The following is a 3,584-nucleotide window of genomic DNA, read 5'->3' on the forward strand; positions in this document are numbered from 1 at the left end:
CGGGCGTCATCAGCGATCACCATGACCCGTGGAAATTCGAGCCCCTTGACCCCTTGGTGCGTGCCATAGGGGCTGCGATCTTCGACATAGGCGAGGTAGCGCGCCACCTGGGAAAACGGGGCATCAAGCGCCTGCGTCCAGGCCTCGGTGATGGTGGGTTCAGTAGGTGGTGAGACCTCGGGTGTGGTCATGTCGAGCTCGTCAAACAAGGGATCAAGCTCGGCAAAGATATCGGCCATGTCTTGGGCCGCAGGATTGTCGTCAGGCAAACAGGGCCGAAGCTGGTCAGGGATCGGGAACAACCGGTGCTCGGCCACGACTGCCAACACGTCGACACAACTCGGATCCGGTTCGTCTTTAAATAGCGTCATCAACGCTGCAACGCCCGCCCGTGCCGCGTCGAGGCCAGTAGCCTGGCCCCCGCGCCCCGTCCGGATACCTCTCTTATCGACCAGCGGTGAGCCGTCGCGCAGCACTGCCATCGCGGCAAAGGCATCCCCATTCCTTTGTGCCGTCACCAAAGGCAAGACCCGGTGGGTGAACAGCCGCATCGCAGGTAGGGTGCCATCGCGAAACCCGTCCTTGAGCTTGTCGGGTTTGCTCAGGGGCTCAAACAACTCACTGAAACCAAGCCGTGCGGCGGCCATGTGACGCTCGATCGTGAGGGTCTTGATCGCCTCCGCGTTCTGCCACGCGGAATCTCCGGTGATGCGGGCCATTTCTGCACGGGCGGAGGCCTCGAAGACTGCGCGATCTGTGCCGTCGCTTGGCGCAAGAAAGACACGCACGGTGCCACCCGGTTTGTCTTCGCGCGCCCGCTGCTGGCGGCCATCATCGTCGCGCCGGATCGAATTCGCCAGGTCCACGATCCGCTTGCGGCTGCGGTGGTTCATCTGTTTGGCCGGTTGCGAAAAATCCCCCACTCGCTGGTCAAGATCGCGCAAACCATCGGTATAAATACGCTGCATCGTGTCCCCGAGCAGCCCTAGGGCGATGCGGCCGCGATGGTGCGCCTCGAAGGTCAATAGCGCCTCCATCAGCGGTTTCATCGTGTCCTGACTCTCATCGATTAGGATGAACGGGTAGCGCGCCAGAACGATGTTCTGAAACGTCTCGCTTTCAGTCAGGAAATGCGCGGCGAGCGCAATGACTTCGGTATGTTGCAGCGCATCGCGGCCGAAATTGTCCCCCTCGGGCGCATAGGTGAAGGCGCGAATTTCAGCCAGGCGCTCCAGACGCTTCGTCTTGGAGGCCATCTTCTTCTCGCGTTTGTCATGGGCGTCGGTGCCCGCACGGCCCTTCGCATGGGCTGCCTGGATCTCGGCAATTTCTGTCCGCAGGTTGCTCTCTAACCAGCCCCGAATATCAGCCGTGCGTCCCTCGATGAGCGACCAGGCGAAACTGTGGATGGTCTGCACCTGAAACACCGGATCGGCCTTGACGCGGCGTGTGATCTCATCTGCGGCGGCGTTAGTATAGGTGATGACGGCAATCTTGCGGCTGTGTTTGCGCAACGTGGTCAGGGTCTGTGTGTCCAATCCCTCAAGTGCCTCCTTGAGAGATCGCGTCTTGCCCGACCCCGCCCCGGCAAAGAGAAAGAAGCTGCGCGGTTGATCGAGGGACAGGCACTCGCGAATCGTCGCGTCAGCGCCCGCGTCGCGGGTAGCGTCGGTCATATCTGTCATGCCGCGCCCTCCACGCCCTTTAGCTGGCCCGCGAGCCAGTTAAGGCCGGTGTCGATATATGGCGGCGCGCGCAACGCTTTGATGTCTTTGATGTACAGTAGATCCAGTGCGAAGGCGGCCTTTTCCGGTCTTTTTGCCAACCTTTCAAAGAGTGCCTTGGCGAGGTCTTCAGGGGCCTGAGCCTCAGCGATGGATTTGGCAAAGGCACGGGTCATAACGCAGGAGAACTCTGTCGCTGCGGCGTCCGTCACGGCTTTGGGGTTGGTCAGGACAAGAGCATCCTCGAAAGTACTGGGCGTGACGTTCGTGGACACCGAGCCAAGTGTCACGTTTTGCGGGGTTTGATAGCTGACGGCGATGGGGCGGTCAGGGGCCGTGTGACACAGGGCCTTGGGAGGCGAGGCTAACAACGCATCGATCTCTGCCAGCTTGGGGAGCCAGGTTTTTAGTACGTGGTTGGCGGTGGTTTGAGCGCCCCCGCAGCAAGGCTGGACCGATTCTTTGACGACCTTCCCGCCTTTGTTGACCTCTGCCACCGCGTCGAGATCGGTGATGATCAGCGTCGGCACTTCCAGCGCCTCGACCAGAGGCCGCAGCCTGTGCGCGTGACTGCCCCCCAGTTCCAAAAAGGACAGATAGGCCGCAGCCAAATCAGGATAGTGATGCTGGATCAGATGCGGCAGCAGAATCCGCTCCGCAGCACCCTCAATCACGATGATGGCGTCGGCGAAGAATAGATCAAAATGTGTAGTCAGCAGATAGCGCGTCACGAAGCGATGGGTTTCATTGTCCGCACCAAAGAGCCCAGTCATATTCGCCACACTGGCCGTGGGCACAACTCCGTGACTTGGTAGCTCGCGCTTGAAGTAACGCAGCTCCTCAAACGCGGCGGCGTGTGCGATATGGCCCGAATGGGTGCTCACGACCAGCTGAGTGGTAAAGGCCGAGCCCTCCTGCTCCAGATCGTTATGGTTGCGCAGCACCTTGTGTGCCCTAGGGTCAGGACCCATTGATTTCTGGCCGGGCGCGTGATTCACGGCTCCGAAAACGGAGCGGTGACATGTCTGATCTTTTCTGGTTGAGCGATGCGCAGATGGCGCGTCTGGAACCCTATTTTCCGAAGTCCCACGGCAAACCTCGGGTCGATGACCGCAGGGTTCTGAGTGGGATTATTTTCATCAATCGCAATGGGTTACGATGGCGCGATGCGCCCAGAGAATACGGTCCGCATAAGACGCTGTACAACCGTTGGAAGCGGTGGAGCGACAAGGGCGTCTTTGCTCGGATGATGGCGGGTCTGGCAGCCGAGCACGGCGAACAGAAAACCGTCATGATCGACACAACCTATCTCAAGGCCCACCGAACAGCGACCAGCATGGGCGTGAAAAAGGGGGGCGTGGACGCCTGATCGGTCGGACAAAAGGCGGCATGAACACGAAGCTGCATGCCGTCTGCGACAGCCGGGGACGACCGCTGAATCTGTTCGTGACCGCAGGACAGGTCAGCGATTACATCGGTGCCCGCGCTTTGGTGGGCAGCTTGCCCAAGGTGGACTGGCTGCTCGGAGATCGCGGCTATGACGCCGACTGGTTCCGGGAAGCGTTGAAAGACAAGGGGATACGCGCGTGCATCCCCGGTCGAAAACAGCGCAAGAAGACCGTCAAATACGACAAGCGGCGCTACAAACGCCGCAATCGTATCGAGATCATGTTCGGCAGGCTAAAGGATTGGCGGCGTGTGGCGACCCGATACGACAGGTGCCCAAAGGTTTTCCTCTCCGCAATCGCTCTCGCCGCAACCGTCATCTATTGGCTATGAGATGCCGTAACGGGCCGGACGCTTCACGACCGTTGCCGCTTGCCGGATATCGCACTTGCAGCTGCCATTCCCGTATCAGAT

At 60.1% G+C, this 3,584-nt stretch carries 3 protein-coding genes; 1 reads left to right on the plus strand and 2 read right to left on the minus strand.

The genetic code is table 11. The features are described 5' to 3' along the window. A partial coding sequence (locus M4578_RS19535; RefSeq protein WP_258094933.1) for a UvrD-helicase domain-containing protein occupies window positions 1-1,685 on the minus strand: 1,685 nt, incomplete at its 3' end. After that, window positions 1,682-2,668: an ATP-dependent nuclease gene (locus tag M4578_RS19540; RefSeq protein ID WP_258094934.1), complete on the minus strand. Its 987-nt coding sequence runs from the start codon at window positions 2,666-2,668 to the stop codon at window positions 1,682-1,684. The genes M4578_RS19540 and M4578_RS19535, both read right to left, overlap by 4 nt. A gap of 77 nt (window positions 2,669-2,745) precedes the next feature. Here M4578_RS19540 and M4578_RS19545 point away from each other — a divergent pair. Next, a protein-coding gene (locus tag M4578_RS19545; protein ID WP_258094935.1) for an IS5 family transposase occupies window positions 2,746-3,503 on the plus strand; the annotation gives its coding sequence in 2 pieces (ribosomal slippage) (window positions 2,746-3,067 and window positions 3,067-3,503; 759 coding nt in all). Window positions 3,504-3,584: the final 81 nt, after the last annotated feature.

Source organism: Salipiger pentaromativorans (genome assembly GCF_024721115.1).
GTDB lineage: Bacteria > Pseudomonadota > Alphaproteobacteria > Rhodobacterales > Rhodobacteraceae > Salipiger > Salipiger pentaromativorans.